The following is a 17274-nucleotide window of genomic DNA, read 5'->3' on the forward strand; positions in this document are numbered from 1 at the left end:
GAAGCCGCACCACCCGGAGTGGCGGGCCCCGGATCACTCGATATCGATCGTTCCTTTCATGTTGGGATGGATGCGGCAGTAATAGGGAACCGCACCCGGCTGCTTCACCTCGAGCCGCGCGGACTGGCCCACCGGGATGGCAAGATCGAAGCTCTCATCGTTTGCGGTCGCGGTGTGGTCGAAGAGATCCTCGTTGACCCACTCGATCGTGTCGCCGGCCTTGGCCTTCACGGCCGCGGGCGAAAACACGAGGTCGGTGATCTTCACCACAATCACCTCACCGGCCGCCGCCGGTCCCGCCAGCGTGAGGCAAAGGCTACCTGCTGCCAGTAGGGGGCCGAAGATCAAAGCACGCATGACGCCTCCATCTATTTCGAAGCAATGTGCTCGGCATGCTGCAGATGTCCCTCGAAGATCTTGAGACCCGTCTCCAGCAACGCCTTTAGCTCTGCGTTGCTCGTCGATGGAATGAGGGTGTCCTTGAGTGCGGCTAGCACCGTCTTATGGAAGGCAACTTCGTTCTCGACATAGGCCTTGTCGAAGGCATCACCCGACAGCTTCGCGAGCTCGGCATGCTTCTCATCGGCCTGCTTGAGCAGCGCTTTGCTCGTGTCGTTGTCTTCGGGCGTGACATTGAGCTTCTTGACCAGCGCCAGCGCCTTGTCGTTCACGGCCTTATGGTCGCGCACCATGTCGTTGGCGAAGCTGCGAACATTCTCCGCCTTCGATTTCTCGAGCGCCTGGTCGGCCGCCTTGATGTCGATCTCGCCCGCCGTGTAGGCAATGTGGGCGATCTGCGCATCGGACAGCTTGTCCGCGGCAACCGCCGCTCCGACAGAAAAGAGAAGCCCGCTAACGAGCGCCGTAGCTAAAAAGATCCGCATATCAATCTCCGTGCCGGGGCACCACATGGATGCCTGAATTGCAGTCACACAGATTGGATGCGCCCTGTACTGAAAGGTTCCCGCCGAGAGGAGATCCCATTCAGGGGAGCCGCTCGAATGGGTGAAGATGCCCGCTCAAACAGCCCTAGGACCGCAGTCGTGCGAGGACGGAATCTGCCATGCGCTCACAGCGCATCCCGCCAAATGGAAAGAGATGCGCGAAGTGCGCTTCGAGGTGCTCGTCGAGAGTCGCGCGCAGCATCTGCCGGGCCCGATGAAGGCGCGTTTTCACGGTTTCCGCTTTGAGACCCAGCGCCGCCGCCGTCTCTTCGGTGCTCATGCCCTCGATCGTTCGCGCTACCAGAACCGTCCTGAACTCCTGTGGCAGACGATCGATGGCCTGTTCCACCAACACACAGATTTCGCGTTGCGCCATGGTGATCTCCGGATTTGACGAGCCGGCCTGTACGGGGAATGGGATGACCTCCGCCGGCACCCGCCGGCCGGCCGGCATTAAGGCCTGGAAGGAATGGGTCTTGCGGTGGCGCAGCCGCTGCAAAGCCTCGTTGACCACTATCCGCGTCAGCCACGTCGCGAGGCTCGCGTCCCCCCGATAGCTGCCGAGCGCCGCAAACGCATGCACATAAGCGTCCTGCAGCACGTCCTCGGCCTCCGCATCGTCGCCGATCACGCTGCGCGCGACGCGATAGAGTCTCCGATTGTATTTCTGAATCAGAGCCCTGACCGAGGCCTCGTTTCTAGCAAGGACGCCTGCGACGAGTTCAGGATCCGTCCGCTCGCCCCCGCCCTTGGCCTGCAGATTTTCCATTTTGCTGGCTCCAAGCCGCCCGACATCGCCCATTGGATGGGGCTTCACGAGAAAAAGTTCCCGCCCGCGTGCAGCCCTGCGGCCCGCCTCCCCTTTACGGACCGCCAACCTGTGCTAGAAGGCCGCTTTTCCGCGACAAGGGCCCCCATGACCGCCAAAGCCTCGGCCAGCTCCGACCAGACCGCATTCGCCAGCGCACCGAAAGCCACACCCAAGGTCGGCTTCGTTTCCCTCGGTTGTCCGAAAGCGCTCGTCGACAGTGAGCGCATCATCACCAAGCTGCGCGCCGAAGGCTACCACGTCGCGCCCGACTACGCCGGCGCCGACGTCGTCGTGGTCAACACGTGTGGCTTCCTCGACAGCGCCAAGCGGGAAAGCCTCGACGCCATCGGAGAAGCCCTGGCCGAGAACGGCCGGGTCATCGTCACCGGCTGCATGGGAGTGGAGGAAGGCCGCATCCGCGAGGTGCATCCGGGCGTGCTCGCCGTCACCGGGCCGCACCAATACGAGCAGGTGGTGAGCGCCGTGCACGAGGCCGTGCCGCCCCTGCACGATCCCTACCTCGACCTCGTCCCTCCCGAGGGCCTGCGCCTCACGCCGCGCCATTACGCGTATCTTAAGATTTCCGAAGGCTGCAACAATCGCTGCTCGTTCTGCATCATCCCGAGCTTGCGCGGCGATCTCGCGAGCCGCCCCGCCAATCACGTCATGGCGGAAGCCGAGCGCCTCGTGAAAGCCGGCGTCAAAGAGCTCCTTGTCATCAGCCAGGATACGAGCGCCTACGGTCTCGATCTCCGATACGCTGAAAGCTCCTGGAAAGGCGCGCCGTTGAAGGCCCGCCTCCTCGATCTTGCGACGGCGCTTGGCGAGCTCGGCGCCTGGATACGGCTCCATTACGTCTATCCCTATCCGCACGTGGATGACGTGATCCCGCTGATGGCGGACGGAAAGATCCTGCCTTACCTCGACATTCCCTTTCAGCACGCCTCGCCCGCCGTGCTGCGCGCCATGCGCCGCCCCGCCCACCAGGAAAAGACGGCCGAGCGCATCGCCGCCTGGCGCAAGGTCTGTCCCGATCTCGCCCTCCGCTCGACCTTCATCGTGGGCTTTCCGGGCGAGACCGAGGAGGATTTCGAGCTACTCCTAGAGTGGCTGCGCGAGGCGAAGCTCAACCGCGTCGGCTGTTTCAAGTACGAGGCCGTGGCTGGCGCGCTGGCGAACGATCTGCCCGGCGCCATTCCCGAAGAGGTGAAGGAAGAGCGGTGGCACCGCTTCATGGCCGCCCAGCAGGAGGTCTCCCGGGAGATCCTCGCGGCGCGCGTCGGCACCAAGATCGACGTAATGGTCGATGAGGTCGATGAGGATGGCGCGCTGTGCCGCTCCAAGTGGGACGCACCCGAGATCGACGGCAGCGTCTTCCTCGATGGCGGCCAAGCGTTGCGTCCCGGCGACATTGTGACGGCCCGCGTCCACACCGCCGACGACTATGACCTCTGGGCCAGCATCGCTTGAGCGGGCCGGCCGAACCGCTCCGATAAGACCGGACGCGCTTCCAGAGCCGCGTTGACAGTCCACCTGGCCGATAGTCTGTCATCGAGGGATCTGTCGACGGGCGCGTTCTCGTTTCCTCTCGAGGAAGAGACGGGGTCTGAGAAACCTCAACGGGGCAGCGACGAGACGACGGTCCAATGTCGGCCGCCAGCACGTCGCCTAGAGTGCTTCCGGAAAAGTGGGAACCGGTCATGGCAAAGCCATGCAAGTTAGAGTGTCCGAGAAGAAGCACGATCAAACAAAAACTTAGAGCCGTTCCCTGATTCCACCTAAACTGGAACGGCTCTAAAAGAGGCAAGCGGCTCGTCTCCAACGCCGTCTTCCCGGCGAAGGCCGGGATCCACGCCAGTTTCCACACCGGAACTGGCTGGTGTTGCCGCTCCCCCCGACCGTCTCTGCATCTGATGATCACGGCGGCTGTGCCGGTGCGCGTGCCGTGGCGCTGCGAACGGCTCTACAGCCGGATCGTGCCCTTGGCCCGGTTCTTGGCCTTATGCTCGGGCTCCACATGGATGACGATCTCCGAACCCTCGATCTCGGCCTCGAGCGCCGCCTCCAGCCGATCGCAGATCTCGTGCGCGGCCTCCACCGACATGGCGCCCGGCACGACGAGATGAAACTCGATGAACGTCGCGCGTCCAGCCTGCCGCGTGCGCACGTCATGCACCTCGAGCGCTCCGTCGCCATTACGCAAGATAGCGGCGCGGATACGGGCCTGGATCTCGCTGTCCGCTGCCTCGTCGAGCAGACCGCTGAGGGACGCGAGTACGATTTTCGAACCGCTCCAAAGGATATAGCCCGCAACCGCTACGGCGAGCAGCGGGTCGAGCACGGTGAGCCCGGTGGCCGCAACCAGCAGAACGCCGGCGATCACGCCAACCGAGGTCACGACATCGGAGAGAAGGTGCCAGCCGTCGGCGACGAGCGCTGGCGATCGGAGCTTGCGCCCCTCCCGGATCAAGAAGGCGGACCAGCCCCCGTTCAATACGGTGGCGAGCGCGCTGAGCGCAGCGCCGAGCCCGAATGCCTCGATCGCACGCGGCCTGATAAAAGCATCGTAGGCTTCGCGCATGATCAAGAGCGCCGCGACGACGATCAGCACTCCTTCGAGCACCGCCGAAAGATACTCGGCCTTATGATGTCCGAAGGGATGCTTCCTGTCGGCCGGCTGCGAGCTGACATGGATGGCAAGAAGCGCCGCCATCGCCGTCACCAGATTGACGACGCTTTCGAGCGCGTCCGAATAAAGCGCGACGCTGCCCGTGACCAGGTAGGCGGCATATTTGAGCGCCATCACCGCGAGCGCCACGGCGATGCTGCCCGCACCGATGAGCCTGAGCGATCTGTTGGCGCGGGATGGAGCCGGCGGAGCTGACACGCGTCTGGGACCTTTCCCTCGAGGATGCCCCCACGGGGCCGTTGCACTGCCTTCTGCCAGAGATGGGCCGGCTGCGCCATCGCAGTGTGATCGGCTGCGGCACGCTCCCGTCATCCTGCCGGTTATCCACATCGATCAGCGGGGCGCGCCTCCCTCAGGACGAACGAATCTGCTCCGAAGAACGGAGGGCCCGCGGCCGGCACATCCCCCGCTGCGGCGCATGGCACTGCCATCAGAAAGCACGAGTCCATGGCCAATTTCACGACGCATATCGCCGCCGGCACGATCGTATCGGGATCCTTGGCAACTCTCACGCTCGCGGCGGACGTCATCGCGCCGGAAAACCTCATTCCGGTCACGCTCGCGGGCGTCCTCGGATCCGTGCTTCCCGACATCGATCTCAAGGAGAGCCGTCCCAGCCGGGCCATGTTCGCCGGCCTCGCCATTTTCTTCTCGTTCGCGGTCCTGTTCTCCGTTGCCGACCGCTATTCGATCGCCGAGCTATGGCTGCTCTGGCTCGGCACGCTGGTGCTCGTCAGGTACGGGCTGCACGCCATCTTCCATAACATGGCGGTTCACCGCGGCACTTGGCATTCCATCATCGCGGGGCTTTTCTCCGCGGCCGCGACGGCCGTCGTGTTCGGCAACGTGCTCGAGCGTCACGCCGGCGTCGCCTGGCTGGCGGCAGGCTTCATGCTCATCGGCTTTCTGGTGCATCTTGCGCTGGACGAGATCTACGCAGTCGACGTTGCCGACCGGCGCCTCAAGAACTCCTTCGGCACGGCGCTGAAGCTATTCGATCGCCGCCACCCGTACGCCACTGCCGGCATGGCGGCGGCGCTGGCCCTCGCCGTCTGGCTTGCCCCATCGCCAAACGCGTTCGTATCCGGCCTCTCCTCCCGTGACATGTGGGCCGGATTGAGCGCCGATCTCCTCCCCCGCGAGCGGTGGTTCGGTATCGTAAAGCTGCCGAGCCTGGTGGCCGAAACCCCGCCGGCGTCCCGCGACATCACCACCGGCACGATCCCCCAAGATGCACCGGAGCCGGCCGCGCCGTCCCCTTGAGCACTTCCTTCGATCGAGAAGAAACGCGGTGGCGCTGGCCGGGCCGGGGCTTTGAAGCTGGGGCAACCCGCTATCCTGTGCGCCCGAGCGCACGGCTCTGGAGCCCGTTGAGATAGGTCAGCACGAGGTCGTCGACGATCGCGCCCGCCTCTTCCGGCGCGAGGATCGAGAGCTTGTCCGTCGCCGAGAGCGAAGCAATGCCGTGCACGCTCGCCCATAGGGCGCGCGCCGAGCGCTTGGCCGCATCCGGGCTTCGGTCCGGAACGAGCGGCTGCAACGCACTTTCGATCGTCTCGACCAGGGCCTCGAGCTTGCGGCGATAGCTTTCGGGAACACCCCGGGATGCCGGGAGATGATGTTCGGAAATGAGGCTCCAGAGCTTCGCGTTGCTCACTGCGAAGGTGAGATAGCAGTTGGCAAGCTTCTGCACCCTGTCCGCTGGAGGGCCTCCCCACGGCACGGCGGAAAGTGCCGCGAGCAGCTCGTCCAAGAGCCGCCCCTCGATGGTCAGGAGGAGATCGTCGAGGTTTTCAAAGGAATTGTAGAGCGTGCCTGGAGAATAGTTGATCCGTCGTGCAATTTCGCGCGCCGAGAGCCCTTCGAGTCCAGCCTCCCTTATGAGGTTGGTCGAGGCAGTGATGATCAGCTCCCGCAGCTCTTCGGCGGTGTGAAGGGATCGACGTCCCATTGGTTCTCTCGCGCACGAATTCGGGTGCAAGATAAGCTGGTTCGAATGCCAAACTCCGCCTCTTCACAGCGGCCTGCATGCCATTTGCGCACCGCGCGCCGCACAGCGCACACAACTCCCAGAACCTCGAACGGGCGAAGCGCGGCTTCGTTCCCATATCTCTGCAGGTGCTCCCACCGGCCGGCCGCGCCGGCCGCCACTCCATTTCAAGGGATCATCCAGAACGGATTTAAGTCTTTGCTCAACAAAACTTAATCGGGAATTCAGGTCCCCCCTGCGGCGAGCCCTCCGAGCATAGCTACGGCCGCATGCTGACTGTATCGCGCAGCCGCACCGTCAGGAGTTGCAGGTCTTTATGCACGTCTTCTCGGTTTCGCTCCGGGCCTTGATCTCGACGCATCCTCCGCGTGGGCTGGCGAATGCCTTCTCGGTCCAGGTCCTAGAGCCGATGATCGAGCTGCCGAACAGCGGCGAAAATTCGTAGCTCGCCTCGACGACGATGAGCGTATCCCCTTCCTTGAGGAAGTTGTCCGGCAAAGGATAGGCCGCGCATCGGGCGTATACGGCGCCGCCGTTATATGTCGGCCGGTCCTCAATCTTGGAATAGACCACCGGCTTGACGCGTCCATTATCGCTCATGCTGGCGCGGACCGGAACGATCGAAATACGGAGGCGGCTGGCGTCGAAGGGGCTCATCATCAGCTCGGCAATATCGTAGATGGCCGTGATGTCCTCGGCTGAGAGGCCTCGGGGATAGTCCTTCTCGTCGAGTTGATCGCGCGCGACGAGGTCTGCGATGGCGCTCCCGATGGCGGCGAGACGGCTGTCGATCGAGACCGCACGCGTAACCTCCACCGCACCGAGCAGCATTAGGAGCAGCACAGGGGCAATGAGGGCGAATTCGACAGCGATGGCGCCGCGGGCATCGCGCCCGAGCCGCCTCATCGCAAGATCCATGCGCCTGCGGCACGCAACGGCCGGCCCCATGAGCAGCGCCCTCAGCCGTCCGACCGCACCGCGATCTTCATCCACGGTTGCCTTCCGTACGCTCATTCATAGGGCTCCGTCTGAAACGCGGTAACCGCCGAAAGCACCGGCCGGCGCTCAACGGTCGGCATGGGAGAGAGAAAATTCCAGACCGTCTGCCACAGTCCGAGCCCCATATCCCATTGGTAGCAGGCGCTGACGACGACACGCTGGCTTTTTCCGCCCGCATGGGCGCCGACCGCGTCGCCACCGCTCGCCGCCGAAGGCGTGAGGTTGCCGTCGGTCACGCACGCCGTAAGGGGCGAGAGCTCCGCGAACGTATCGCTGGTCTTGATGTGGATCTGGAGGCGCTTGTCGCAGGCGATCAACCGCCCTGCAGCATCGCAGAACAGCTCGCGAAAATCCGCGACCGTGAGGCCCGCCTTCTGCGCTTCGCCCGTCTTGATCTTGCGCGACGCAGCCTCGATCCCGTGTTCGAGCGAATGGGACACGTAATGCTGCATTCCGATGGTGATGATGCCCATCGCGAGCGCAAGAAAGGGCAGGATGACAAGACTGAGCTCGACCGCCGTGGCGCCCTGCGCGTCGCTTCGGAAACGACAGAGCGTGGCGGCCACCGGTCGGCAGCGACCCACAGGACGAGAGCGGCTGCTGCGCATGGAACCCCCGGAGAGAACGGTCTGATGCCGCCATCCTAGAGCCACTGCACTCTATGAATGGTTGACACCGGGCCCGGCGCCACGGAGAGGGTAAAGAAGCGGTTAGCTCGTGGATCGAGGAGCTCCGCCCGCCGGACAAGGCGAACGGGCCTAGAGCCTGATCGTTTGAGGCGGATGCGGACACGCATTCACCGAGAGCGTGAATCAGTCTCTCAAATAAAAACTTAGAGCGTGTCCACGTCGCGCAATCGATTCCGATAAAGAGTGAACGCGCTCGAGCTTGAACCGAAGGCTGGCCTTGGATCCAGTTCTCCGCCCTCCCAAACCACGTCAGTGCCGCCGCACCTGGATATTAGTGCACTGGCCCGGCAACGGCTGGTAATGGGCGCTTTTCAGCCCCGCTTCGAAATCCAACCGCGCTGCCGTCTCCGGCTGATAATCGTAGAGCTCGATGGCGATGGGCTGCGTGTGAGATCCGGCGGCGCTGTTATCGAACACGGTAATTTCTGAGTTCAGCCGCGCGGGGTTACCGGTGGCATCGAACGACCATTCCGGAAATGGCGGCTCTTTTGCGTCCACCGTGCGGCGAGGCCCATCCAGCTCGATAAGGTAAAGCTGCCGGAAACGAAGCCGGTCCTCGCGATCGACGTTGAATAGAAATTCCAGTCTGGGCTGCTGTTTCGTGTAGCGAAAAAACACGCAGTAAAGCTGAGGTTTGAGCTCGAGATCGCTTTCGCTCTGAGCGGACACTGCAAGACCGTTTTCAGCAGGCTTGACGGTTGTATCCTCTTGGAGGGCGCCGTCCTCGAGACTTAGCCAATAACCCGCCCCGATCAGCAGACACAGAATTCCGAAAGCAGCGATGAAAATACTTGCGCGCACAGCTCAACCAAGTTGAAAAAAATATAGGTCTTAGCGTAGCCTCAACGCTTCTCCGCTGTAAAGGCGCAGATCTTCCTCACGGCTTTGCGTCGCCGGCCTGTATCCCCCCGCAGACAGTTTCGCTGCTTCGGCCGAGGTTTGCCGTGGCGACCGATGGCTTACAAGCCGTTTGCCTGCCGCTTCACCCGTGCGGCGTCTGTGCTTCGAGTGCCGCGATGGGAGAAGGAACCAGCGTCGTCTTCGCCGAGAAGGCCTGTTCGAAGCTGCGGCGCAGGCAATGATCGACATCTTCCATCGTCGCCGTCCGTCCGAGATCCGCGAGGCTCGTCACGCCGCGATCTGAGATACCGCAGGGAACGATGCCCTCGTAGTGAGCGAGATCGGGCGCCACGTTGAGGCTTACGCCATGAAAGCTCACGCCGTGGCGGATGCGGATGCCGATGGCTGCGATCTTGCGCTCGGGCTCGCCCGAAGTGGGAGGCACGACCCAGACACCCACACGTCCGCACCGGATTTCGCCGGTCACGCCGAATTCGCCGAGGCTCGTGATGATCCAGGCTTCCAGCGTCGCGATGAAAGCGCGGACGTCGGTGCCGAAGCGGCGCTTAACGTCGAGCATCACGTACGCGATGCGCTGGCCGGGGCCGTGGTAGGTGTACTGGCCGCCGCGACCAGTCGGAAAGATGGGAAAGCGGCCGGGGTCCCTCAGGTCTTCCTCGCGGGCGCTCGTGCCTGCCGTATAGAGCGGCGGGTGCTCGAGGAGCCATATGAGCTCGGGGGCCTGATCGTGGCGGATGGCAGCGGCGCGCTCTTCCATGACGGCGACCGCGTCCGGGTGCTCGACGTAGCCGCGGCTCACCGCCCACTCAACGGTATTTCTATCGGTATCTATCATGGACACGGTTCTAGCCGCCGCCGCGAGGCGTGAAAAGGCGCGATGCCGTCACGGGCGATTGCGCTTTTCCAGCTTGCTTTCCCCGGCCCCTCCTGATAGTTCGGCGTGCTCCGGAGGCAAGTGCCTCGCGCCCCCTTGTTCCCCTGTCATGTGTTGGGTATATGGGGCGCTTCGGAAGGTCATGATGCGGTCGTGGCGGAATTGGTAGACGCACTACCTTGAGGTGGTAGCGGGGCAACCCGTGGAAGTTCGAGTCTTCTCGACCGCACCATTTTGACCTTATTGGGCAGAGGGCCCTCATCCCTCTTCGATCCTGGCCCGTGTCGGGATGACTGGAAGCCTGAGACATTTCTCAGCAATCCCCTTCCCGGCTCACCGGCCTCGGTGGCGGATCGGAGAACGCCAGGGCTTGGCGGTATTTCTCAAATACGGCGCACCCCTCGCCCGTGAAAGGGCGCAAGCTTGCTCTTCAGCCAGCGATCGCGAAGCTCTACCGTAGTCTCGCAACCCGGCAGCAAGCCACCCGTATCTCATCGATCCGATTCCAATTACCGAGCGGTCCCTTCCGCTTGAGACCGGTGGCACGGCAGAAAAAAAGAAAACCCGACCCGCAATGAAGGGGTCGGGTTTCTCTACACTGCAACGAGCCTCGGCTACGGACGTGGTCCGGGTTGAGAAGGCTGGACATCGGGAGTCCGATCCGTTGGATCCGAACCCAGTTCCGACGGCACCTCCGGCCCATCGTCGTAGAGCTGCCCGTCCTCGATCGACGTGACGTCCGAGCCCTGAAGCTCGAATGGGTCATCCTTATTGCCGTCGAGCCGGATCAAGCACCCTTTCTCGCAGATCCCGCCCAGAGCCTCGCCCGGCTTGAGAACATGCTGTTCCTGGGAGGATCCCTCGATGATGGTGACCGTGTGGTCCGCATCATCCCGATTTGTTATCGAAGCCGAATGAATGGCCGAGGGTGAAAGAAAGGCTGCGATCAGGATCCCGCGGACGATGCGACCGGTAAGCACGACCAGCTCCGAGAGCCCGAAACAGAAACTCGTTACTTCTTCTTCTTCGCCGCGGGCTTCTTGGCAGCCTTCTTCGCAGCGGGCTTCTTAGCAGCAGCTTTAGCCATCTTCGTTCGTCCTTCCATTGAACACTCGGCGCGGGCCGAGCCGAAACGGCGCGACGCGAGTCGAGCCGTTTTTCAATGTGGGCAGAATCACCCCTCCCATCAAACGGATTTTTCCGGTGACTGCTATCGAAGTTTTCGATAGATAGCCCTCACGCGTTTCGCAGCGTCATGAGCGGCTCATGGACATCAATCTCGCACGCACGTTCCTGATGGTCGCCGAGACGGGCAGCTTCATCGAGGCAGCCGACAAGCTCAACATCACCCAATCCACGGTCTCCGCCCGCATCAAGGGGCTCGAGGAGCTGCTCGGGCGTCCGTTGTTCGTGCGCTCGAAGTCAGGCGCGGGCCTGACCTCGGCGGGCGAGCAGTTCAGGAAACATGCCCTCGCCCTCGTCCGCGTCTGGCAGCGCGCACAGCTCGAGGTGAGTCTCTCGAACCAGCATCGCGATCACCTCGCCGTCGGAGCCACGCTCGGCCTCTGGCAGGGCTTTCTCCTGAAATGGGTGGCGCGCCTGCGTGCCGACAGCCCCGACATTGCGGTCTCCGCCGTCTCGGCGTCCCCGGCCGTCCTCACCCAGCGGCTCATCGAGGGCACGCTGGATCTCGCCGTGATGTACCGGCCGATTCAGCCGCCCGGCCACGTGGTTGAGCATCTTTTCGACGAGGAGTTCGTGCTCGTGACCAGCGCTAGGCTCATGGGCCGGCGAACGCCGAGCGACTATATCTTCGTCGATTGGGGGCCTGATTTTCAGCAGGACCACGCCGCGGCCTATCCCGAACTCACCAACCCGGGTCTTTATCTCGACCTCGGCTCGATCAGCATCGAGTACCTGCTCGCCAATGAGGCGTCGGCCTATTTCCCGTCCCGCATCGTGAAGCCGCATGTGGCCCGCGGGCGCCTCCGCCAGCCGAAGCGCGCCCGCCGCTTCGTCTATCCGGTCTACATGGTCTACCCCGAAACCCGCGACGAGGAGACATATGACCAGGTGATTGAAGGCCTGCGCTCCGCCGCCGCCCGCCTCGGGTGAGTTCCATCGCCAAATTCGATAGGACTTGCGTCGCCGCGTGGACGCACGCTCTAGAGTCGTTCCGATTTAAGTGGAGATGGGGAACGGCTCTAGGCTTTTCTTTGTTCGTGCTTCTTATCCGAAAACCGGTTCCCACTTTTCCGGAAGCACTCTAGCAGAAACACAGAACTTAGAGCCGTTCGCAGATTCCGCGTAAAGCGGAGCGACTCTAAAGCGTCTCACGAACTTCGAAACCGTCGAAGGTCCCGTCGGGCTCGCCCAGGACGTCGATCCGCGAGACGCGCGCCCCGTAGGGCCCCGACCGGCACTGCGCGATCATCGCGGCGATGTCCGCATCCCGGCCATGGAACACGGCTTCCACCGAGCCGTCGCGCCGATTCCTCACCCAGCCGCTGAGGCCGAGCGCTTCGGCTGTCCGCTGCGTCCAGAGCCGGTAGCCGACCCCTTGGACCCGGCCGTCGATCCGTACATGCGCGCTGCGGGCGGAGTCACTCATCGTTGCCTCCAAAAAGCCGGAGCGTGACGCTCACGCGAACTCGAGAATTACCGCATCGACCGCCAGGCTGTCTCCTGGCTTCGCATTGACTTTCTTCACCGTCCCGTCGCGCTCGGCCCGGAGGATGTTCTCCATCTTCATGGCCTCGACCACGGCCAGGGCATCACCCGCCTTCACTTCCTGGCCTTCGCTCGTGTGGATAGCCTTGACGAGCCCGGGCATCGGGCAGAGGAGGAACTTCGACATGTCCGCCGCGGCCTTCACCGGCATCAGCGCCGCCAGCTCCGCCTCGCGCTCGGTATACACGTAGACCGGACTCTGGATCCCTCGGTAGGAGAGGACGGCGCCGTTGAGGATGGGGCGCACCTGCACGGCAACACGCTTGCCCGCCACCTCGCCATGCCACACCGGATCGCCCGGCGCCCATGCTGAGCTTACCGACACGGATTGCTCGGCCGCTCCGTCTGCGCCGATGAAGCTCATGTTGAGCTGGCTGCCGTCGACGCCTGCGACTTCAACCGTCTGCTGCTGGCCCCCGACATCGACAACCCGGCGCTTGGCAAACTCGACCACGCCGTTCGGCATCTGTCCGCTGATCTTCCTCCGGCGCACGTTGTTCAGATGATCGATGGCCGCCGCCACGGACACGAGTACCGAAAGCTCCTCGCCCTCAGCACGGCGAGTTTGGAAGCCCTCGGGATATTCCTCCGCGATGAATCCTGTGGAAAGCCGTCCTTCACGCCAGCGCGGATGATGCATCAGCGCAGTCACGAACGGGATGTTGTGCTGGATGCCGTCGATATAGAAAGCATCGAGCGCCTCGGCCTGCGCATCAATGGCGGCAATCCGCGTCGGCCCATGGGTAACGAGCTTGGCGATCATCGGATCATAGTACATCGAGATCTCGCCGCCTTCCTGGACGCCGGTATCGTTGCGCACCGTGATGCCGTCCTGGATCCCCTCCTCCGGCGGGCGGTATTTCACGAGGCGCCCGATCGAGGGCAGGAAATTGCGGAACGGGTCCTCCGCGTAGACGCGGCTTTCGATCGCCCAACCGCTAAGCTTGACGTCCGACTGCTTGAGCGGAAGCGTCTCGCCGGCTGCCGAGCGGATCATCAGTTCGACGAGGTCGAGCCCCGTGACGAGCTCCGTGACCGGATGCTCCACCTGCAGCCGCGTGTTCATCTCGAGGAAGTAGAAGCTCTTGTCCTGCCCCGCCACGAACTCGACCGTGCCGGCCGAATCGTAGCCAACCGCCTTCGCCAGCGCGACCGCCTGCTCGCCCATGGCACGCCGCGTCTTCTCGTCGAGAAGCGGCGACGGGGCCTCCTCGATGACTTTCTGGTTGCGCCGCTGGATCGAGCATTCCCGCTCGCCGAGGTAGATCACATGGCCGTGCTTGTCGCCGATGAGTTGGATCTCAATATGGCGCGGATCAACGATGAACTTCTCGATGAACATGCGATCATCGCCGAACGACGCCTTGGCCTCGGAGCGGGCGAGCGGGAAGCCCTCCTCCACCTCCTTGCGCGAGTAGGCGATGCGCATGCCCTTGCCGCCGCCGCCGGCGGAGGCCTTCATCATCACCGGGTAGCCGATTTCCTCCGCGATCTTCACCGCATGCTTGGCGTCGGCGATCTCGCCCATGTAGCCGGGCACCGTCGAGACCTTGGCCTTGGCCGCCGCCTTCTTGCTCTCGATCTTGTCTCCCATGGCAGCGATCGCCTTGGGATTCGGGCCGATGAACACGATGCCGGCCTTCTCGAGCGCGATCGGGAAAGCCTCGCGCTCCGATAAGAAGCCATAGCCCGGGTGCACGGCTTCGGCTCCGGTCTGCCGGCAGGCTTCGACGATCTTGTCGATGAGGAGATAGGACTGAGCCGCCGGCGCGGGGCCGAGATGAACCGCCTCGTCCGCCATCTCGACATGCAGCGCATCGCGGTCCGCATCGGAATAGACGGCGACCGTCTTGATGCCCATCTTGCGCGCGGTCTTGATCACGCGGCAGGCAATCTCGCCGCGGTTCGCAATAAGGATTTTCTGGAACATTGACCCTTGGCGCCCTGTCTGGATGTCAGGAAATGCGTTTGATGTCGCACTTCTAAACTAAACCCGACAAGGGCGTAAACCGCGATGAATTGCGCCCGGCGAGGGTCTCGCCAGGCGCTTTGCGGTTCGAATTCAGCTCGGTCTCGGGCCCTTGGGTCAGGCCGCGTGTCCGCCCCAGCCGTGCCCGGCTTCGTCGAGAGGCTCCCCGATCAGGCACTCCCGCTCGAGATGGGCCATGACCTGAGCCTCGATCGCCGACGGCTGGCGGCTGCTCCTCAGCCGCTCCGTGAGCCAGCCGGTTTCCTCCGTCGCGATCTCCTCACCGGTGACGATCTCAATCCGCTGCCGCTCGAGCCGGGCGAGCGCCCGCTCCTCGCCAGTCTGCAGGTGATAGTCGCCCCGCAACGTGCCGAGCGAGAACGCCACCTGCTCGCCCATGGGAAGCGTGCCCTCGGCGGGAACCGCGGGGCGCAGCGCCACCGCGCGCGGCGGCACCGCATAGCCATGCTCGTGAAGAATGACGTTGGCCGTGACCTTGGCAAAGAGATCCGTCCATGCAGCCGGCGCGGGGCGCGCGGCAATGGCTTTATTTACGCCGGACAGGATTTCCATTTCGGGCCGCGTCAGCGGCAAGGCGCTGTCGCCGCCGAAGGCGTTGAGGATCGAGCGGAGAAGCGCGATTTCGGTTTCCCCGATGGTGCCGGGCACGGCGCCCGGCGCCTGCAGCGGGCCCTGGCCGGCACGAAGCGGCCCGAAGCCGTGGATCACCGCCCCTGCCACCTGCTCGAGCGCGAAGGTGGCAAGACTCAGCGGGAACCAGCGCGCGCGGCCGAGAATGGCGACAAGGAGGTCGAACTCCGCACAGTTCGCGATCCATCCGTCGCTCGCCAGTTTGCCGATCAGCCAGCTGCTCTTCTCGGCCGTGATATAGCCTTCCGGCCCACTCTGGTTGAGGATGTAGTCCGCAATGGCATCCACGAGGAACCCGCTCCAGGACGGCGCCTGGATGGGGCAGGAGCGATTGAGCCGGAGCAGCGCCTCCGCCTCGTTCTCGTGAATGTGGGGATCCTCCCCGAAGACCTTTTTTAGCCGGCTCACATCGCTATCCTTGATGCTGCCGCGGAACTCGAAATCCTCGACCGGAACCGACTTCACAACGCGCATTCAACTTCCCCGCCCCAGACTTGTGTTGAGGGCGAAGCTAGGCAAGCATTCTTACCAATCGCCTAATGCATGGCTCGAAATGAGCATTCCGAAAGCCCTTGGCGCAGCAAGCCGTTGCTGCTTTGCCGTATCCTGCTGGCGGAAGGGGCTGCAATTTCCGGGCCTCCCTTATAGGGTGACGCCAAACTGCCCTTCGCCGATAGCCCTGAGCCCAAAATCCATGACCACGACCGTCCGCTTCGCGCCGAGCCCCACGGGCAAGCTCCACATCGGCAACATCCGCACCGCCATCCTCAATTATCTGCTTGCGATGAAAGCGGGCGGCACCTTCATCCTCCGCCTCGACGACACGGACCGCGAGCGCTCGACCGAGGCGTTCGCCGAGGGTATCCGCGCCGATCTCCACTGGCTCGGCCTCGACTGGCAGCGCGAGGAGCACCAGTCCGCGCGCCTCGCCCGCTATGCCGAAGTCGCGGAAACGCTCAAGGCAGCCGGACGCCTCTATCCTTGCTACGAAAGTGGAGAGGAGCTCGACCGCAAGAGAAAGCGCCAGCTCGCCCGCGGCCTGCCCCCGATCTACGACCGCGCCGGGCTCAAGCTCACCGCCGAGGAGCGGGCCAAGCTCGAGGCCGAGGGCCGCCGTCCGCACTGGCGCTTCCGGCTGCCCAACACCGACAGTGCGAGCGGCCTTGCCCCGCTCCCCACCATCGTCTCCTGGAATGACCTCATCCGCGGCGACCAGACCGTCGACCTCGGCTCGCTTTCAGACCCGGTGCTGATCCGGGAGGATGGAACGCCGCTCTACACGTTCGCCGGCGTCGTCGACGATATCGATTTCGCCATCACACACATCGTGCGTGGCGAGGATCACGTGACCAACTCAGGCGTGCAGCTCGCGATCTTCGAGGCGCTTGGCGCCACGCCCCCGGCCCTCGCCCACCATAGCCTCCTGATCGGCGCCGACGGCCACGCTCTCTCGAAGCGCCTCGGCACGCTCTCGATCGAGACCTTCCGCAACGAGGGCCTCGAGCCGATGGCGGTTCTCTCCCACGCGGCCCTGCTCGGCACCTCCGACGCCATCGAGCCCCACGGACACATCGACGAGTTGGCCGCTCTCTTCGATCTAAGGAAGATCTCGACCGCCCCGGGGCGCTTCGATCCGGTCGAGCTCAAGGCGCTCAACGCCAAGCTGCTTCACAAACGCACTTTCGCTGACGCGGCGGACAAGCTCGCGGCCCTCGGTATCACGGGCGGGGCTGCGTTCTGGGAAGCTGTGCGCGGCAACGTGACGGTCCTCGCCGACGCGCGCGAGTGGTGGCAGGTGACGGCGGGCGAGATCGAGCCTGTGATCGAAAATTCCGATATGACGGCGAAGGCTGCCGCTCTGCTGCCGCCGGAGCCCTGGGACGAGGCCACCTGGAGCGCCTTCACGGCCGAGGTGGCGAAGGCGACCGGCCTCAAGGGGCGCGCCCTCTTTCACCCGTTGCGCCTCGCACTGACCGGCCGCGACTCCGGCCCTGAGCTCAAGGCCCTGCTGCCGCTGATCGGCCGCACCCGCGCCGAAGCCCGCCTTCTCGGCCGCCGGGGCTAGAG

At 63.8% G+C, this 17274-nt stretch carries 17 protein-coding genes and 1 tRNA gene; 5 read left to right on the forward strand and 13 right to left on the reverse strand.

Annotated features, from left to right (window positions below):
• Positions 1 to 33 precede the first annotated feature (33 nt).
• The 3 genes from V7P99_RS03055 to V7P99_RS03065 all read right to left on the reverse strand — a co-directional run bounded on the left by V7P99_RS03055 (position 34) and on the right by V7P99_RS03065 (position 1713).
• On the reverse strand, positions 34 to 357 hold the full coding sequence (locus tag V7P99_RS03055) for a cupredoxin domain-containing protein (RefSeq protein WP_333793345.1): 324 nt from the start codon (positions 355 to 357) through the stop codon (positions 34 to 36).
• Between the two features lie 11 nt (positions 358 to 368).
• Positions 369 to 884, reverse strand: a complete 516-nt coding sequence (locus V7P99_RS03060) for a DUF4142 domain-containing protein (RefSeq protein WP_333793346.1) — start codon at positions 882 to 884, stop codon at positions 369 to 371.
• Between the two features lie 145 nt (positions 885 to 1029).
• Positions 1030 to 1713: an RNA polymerase sigma factor gene (locus tag V7P99_RS03065; protein ID WP_333793347.1), complete on the reverse strand. Its 684-nt coding sequence runs from the start codon at positions 1711 to 1713 to the stop codon at positions 1030 to 1032.
• A gap of 147 nt (positions 1714 to 1860) precedes the next feature.
• Between V7P99_RS03065 and rimO the strand changes: the two genes are divergently transcribed.
• Positions 1861 to 3225 carry a 30S ribosomal protein S12 methylthiotransferase RimO gene (rimO, locus tag V7P99_RS03070; protein WP_333793348.1) on the forward strand — a complete coding sequence of 455 codons (1365 nt, stop codon included), beginning with the start codon at positions 1861 to 1863 and terminating at the stop codon, positions 3223 to 3225.
• Positions 3226 to 3718: 493 nt separating this feature from the next.
• Here the strand turns inward: rimO and V7P99_RS03075 are convergent, their stop codons facing one another.
• Positions 3719 to 4642, reverse strand: coding sequence for a cation diffusion facilitator family transporter (locus V7P99_RS03075; protein ID WP_333793349.1), 924 nt, complete (start codon positions 4640 to 4642; stop codon positions 3719 to 3721).
• 249 nt (positions 4643 to 4891) lie between these two features.
• On the opposite strand from V7P99_RS03075, the gene V7P99_RS03080 reads away from it, so the two are divergent.
• Positions 4892 to 5707 (forward strand): metal-dependent hydrolase, encoded by an 816-nt coding sequence (locus tag V7P99_RS03080; protein ID WP_333793350.1) that lies wholly within the window; start codon positions 4892 to 4894, stop codon positions 5705 to 5707.
• 70 nt (positions 5708 to 5777) lie between these two features.
• On the opposite strand, the gene V7P99_RS03085 is transcribed toward V7P99_RS03080, so the two are convergent.
• The 5 genes from V7P99_RS03085 to lipB form a co-directional block, all read right to left on the reverse strand.
• Positions 5778 to 6395 (reverse strand): TetR/AcrR family transcriptional regulator, encoded by a 618-nt coding sequence (locus V7P99_RS03085; RefSeq protein WP_333793351.1) that lies wholly within the window; start codon positions 6393 to 6395, stop codon positions 5778 to 5780.
• Positions 6396 to 6731: 336 nt separating this feature from the next.
• Positions 6732 to 7448, reverse strand: coding sequence for a TadE/TadG family type IV pilus assembly protein (locus V7P99_RS03090; RefSeq protein WP_333793352.1), 717 nt, complete (start codon positions 7446 to 7448; stop codon positions 6732 to 6734).
• Positions 7445 to 7999, reverse strand: coding sequence for a TadE/TadG family type IV pilus assembly protein (locus tag V7P99_RS03095; protein WP_333793353.1), 555 nt, complete (start codon positions 7997 to 7999; stop codon positions 7445 to 7447). Before V7P99_RS03095 ends, V7P99_RS03090 begins: the two co-directional genes overlap by 4 nt.
• 372 nt (positions 8000 to 8371) lie before the next feature.
• Positions 8372 to 8791: a hypothetical protein gene (locus tag V7P99_RS03100; RefSeq protein WP_333793354.1), complete on the reverse strand. Its 420-nt coding sequence runs from the start codon at positions 8789 to 8791 to the stop codon at positions 8372 to 8374.
• A gap of 313 nt (positions 8792 to 9104) precedes the next feature.
• Positions 9105 to 9818, reverse strand: a complete 714-nt coding sequence (lipB, locus tag V7P99_RS03105) for a lipoyl(octanoyl) transferase LipB (protein ID WP_333793355.1) — start codon at positions 9816 to 9818, stop codon at positions 9105 to 9107.
• Positions 9819 to 10004: 186 nt separating this feature from the next.
• Here lipB and V7P99_RS03110 point away from each other — a divergent pair.
• Positions 10005 to 10089, forward strand: a tRNA-Leu gene (locus V7P99_RS03110).
• Between the two features lie 382 nt (positions 10090 to 10471).
• On the opposite strand, the gene V7P99_RS03115 is transcribed toward V7P99_RS03110, so the two are convergent.
• Entirely contained in the window at positions 10472 to 10837 is a 366-nt protein-coding gene (locus tag V7P99_RS03115) for a hypothetical protein (RefSeq protein WP_333793356.1), read from the reverse strand.
• A gap of 286 nt (positions 10838 to 11123) precedes the next feature.
• Between V7P99_RS03115 and V7P99_RS03120 the strand changes: the two genes are divergently transcribed.
• Positions 11124 to 11972 (forward strand): LysR family transcriptional regulator, encoded by an 849-nt coding sequence (locus tag V7P99_RS03120; RefSeq protein ID WP_333793357.1) that lies wholly within the window; start codon positions 11124 to 11126, stop codon positions 11970 to 11972.
• 208 nt (positions 11973 to 12180) lie between these two features.
• Here the strand turns inward: V7P99_RS03120 and V7P99_RS03125 are convergent, their stop codons facing one another.
• The 3 genes from V7P99_RS03125 to V7P99_RS03135 all read right to left on the reverse strand — a co-directional run bounded on the left by V7P99_RS03125 (position 12181) and on the right by V7P99_RS03135 (position 15681).
• The gene (locus V7P99_RS03125; protein ID WP_333793358.1) at positions 12181 to 12468 is read right to left on the reverse strand and encodes an acylphosphatase; all 288 of its coding nucleotides are present in this window, start codon (positions 12466 to 12468) and stop codon (positions 12181 to 12183) included.
• Between the two features lie 30 nt (positions 12469 to 12498).
• Positions 12499 to 14517: an acetyl/propionyl/methylcrotonyl-CoA carboxylase subunit alpha gene (locus tag V7P99_RS03130; RefSeq protein ID WP_333793359.1), complete on the reverse strand. Its 2019-nt coding sequence runs from the start codon at positions 14515 to 14517 to the stop codon at positions 12499 to 12501.
• A gap of 156 nt (positions 14518 to 14673) precedes the next feature.
• Entirely contained in the window at positions 14674 to 15681 is a 1008-nt protein-coding gene (locus V7P99_RS03135) for a hypothetical protein (RefSeq protein WP_333793360.1), read from the reverse strand.
• A 220-nt stretch (positions 15682 to 15901) separates the two neighbouring features.
• On the opposite strand from V7P99_RS03135, the gene gltX reads away from it, so the two are divergent.
• Positions 15902 to 17272: a glutamate--tRNA ligase gene (gltX, locus tag V7P99_RS03140; RefSeq protein ID WP_333793361.1), complete on the forward strand. Its 1371-nt coding sequence runs from the start codon at positions 15902 to 15904 to the stop codon at positions 17270 to 17272.
• Positions 17273 to 17274: the final 2 nt, after the last annotated feature.

This window comes from Hyphomicrobium sp. (assembly GCF_036780825.1).
In the GTDB taxonomy this organism is placed as follows: Bacteria; Pseudomonadota; Alphaproteobacteria; order Rhizobiales; family Hyphomicrobiaceae; genus Hyphomicrobium_C.

Bases quoted from the DNA above. Each gene is read 5' to 3' on its own strand.
- V7P99_RS03135 (WP_333793360.1), bottom strand. From the start codon at position 15,681: ATGCGCGTTGTGAAGTCGGTTCCGGTCGAGGATTTCGAGTTCCGCGGC.
- V7P99_RS03125 (WP_333793358.1), bottom strand. From the start codon at position 12,468: ATGAGTGACTCCGCCCGCAGCGCGCATGTACGGATCGACGGCCGGGTC.
- V7P99_RS03130 (WP_333793359.1), bottom strand. From the start codon at position 14,517: ATGTTCCAGAAAATCCTTATTGCGAACCGCGGCGAGATTGCCTGCCGC.
- V7P99_RS03120 (WP_333793357.1), top strand. From the start codon at position 11,124: ATGGACATCAATCTCGCACGCACGTTCCTGATGGTCGCCGAGACGGGC.
- V7P99_RS03085 (WP_333793351.1), bottom strand. From the start codon at position 6,395: ATGGGACGTCGATCCCTTCACACCGCCGAAGAGCTGCGGGAGCTGATC.
- lipB (WP_333793355.1), bottom strand. From the start codon at position 9,818: ATGATAGATACCGATAGAAATACCGTTGAGTGGGCGGTGAGCCGCGGC.
- gltX (WP_333793361.1), top strand. From the start codon at position 15,902: ATGACCACGACCGTCCGCTTCGCGCCGAGCCCCACGGGCAAGCTCCAC.
- V7P99_RS03090 (WP_333793352.1), bottom strand. From the start codon at position 7,448: ATGAGCGTACGGAAGGCAACCGTGGATGAAGATCGCGGTGCGGTCGGA.
- V7P99_RS03080 (WP_333793350.1), top strand. From the start codon at position 4,892: ATGGCCAATTTCACGACGCATATCGCCGCCGGCACGATCGTATCGGGA.
- rimO (WP_333793348.1), top strand. From the start codon at position 1,861: ATGACCGCCAAAGCCTCGGCCAGCTCCGACCAGACCGCATTCGCCAGC.
- V7P99_RS03055 (WP_333793345.1), bottom strand. From the start codon at position 357: ATGCGTGCTTTGATCTTCGGCCCCCTACTGGCAGCAGGTAGCCTTTGC.
- V7P99_RS03065 (WP_333793347.1), bottom strand. From the start codon at position 1,713: ATGGAAAATCTGCAGGCCAAGGGCGGGGGCGAGCGGACGGATCCTGAA.
- V7P99_RS03060 (WP_333793346.1), bottom strand. From the start codon at position 884: ATGCGGATCTTTTTAGCTACGGCGCTCGTTAGCGGGCTTCTCTTTTCT.